Genomic DNA, 910 nt, shown 5'->3' with positions numbered 1-910 from the left:
CCGCCCGGTCACGCCCGAGCGCGGCGCCGACCGCCGGCGGCGGCGAGGCGGGTGAGGCGGGCGGGAGGGCCTTGGTGAACCGGACGAGGCGGACGCGGGTGTTGACCGCCTGGTAGTTCGCATACGTGATCAGGGCGGTCGCCACGGCGTTGGCCCGGTCCGCGGCCTGCCGCGGACCGGGTGCGGAGGCGCTCAGCCCGACCAGGGGGGCGTCCGGCGAGGCCGACGCCTGCACCGCGCGCCGCAACCGCTCGACCGAGGACTCCGGGAAGGAGGCGCCGCCGGCGGCGGAGGACCCCGCCGGGACGCCGGTGTCCGGGACGGTCCCCCGCGGGAGGAGGCCGAGGTCCGGGGCGGAGGACGACGGGGAGGCGGCGCCGTCCAGGGCGAGGGCGAGGATCTCCGGCTGGGTGGCGACGCGGGCGTAGGTCTGCGCGAAGTTCACCGCCTGGGCGGTGTCGCTCCGGTCGGCGGGGACCGCGACCACGTACGCGTCGGCGGTGTATACGGGCTCCTTCAGCAGGGAGAAGGCCAGCCCGGCCAGCGTCCCCACGAGCACGGCCGCCCCCAGCGGCCACCAGCGCCGCAGCAGGCCGGTCCGGGCCGCGCCGGATCTGTCATCGGTACTCCTTAGCGGCGTCGTGCGCCGGGGCGGGAAGCGCCCCGGCCGGGACGGCGGAGGGGACGTCCTCCAGGACGCGCTCGTACAGCGCCGCGGCCCGCGCGGCGTGCCGCCGGGCGTCGTAGTGGGAGACGTCTTCGAGGAGGCGCTCGTACAGTGCCTCGGTCCGCGCGGCGTGCCGCCGGATGTCGTAGTGGGAGACGGCGCGCGGCGGCGGCAGCCGCAGCGGCCCGGCGGCGGCCAGCGTGCGCAGCCTGGCGCGCAGGCGGCGGGGGTCGGGGGCACGCG

At 78.7% G+C, this 910-nt stretch carries 2 protein-coding genes; both read right to left on the bottom strand.

The window, feature by feature from the left end; translation table 11 throughout:
- Positions 1-559 (bottom strand): hypothetical protein (locus tag ACWJ6R_RS37135; RefSeq protein WP_449066670.1); only part of this gene is annotated, 559 nt, incomplete at its 3' end.
- A gap of 58 nt (positions 560-617) precedes the next feature.
- Positions 618-910: hypothetical protein (locus tag ACWJ6R_RS37130; RefSeq protein WP_449066669.1), on the bottom strand; the 293-nt coding region annotated here is incomplete at its 5' end.

It is taken from the genome of Planomonospora algeriensis, from assembly GCF_977012225.1.
The sequence above is the reverse complement of the archived record's forward strand: the minus strand, read 5'-3'. Positions and strand labels throughout refer to the sequence as shown.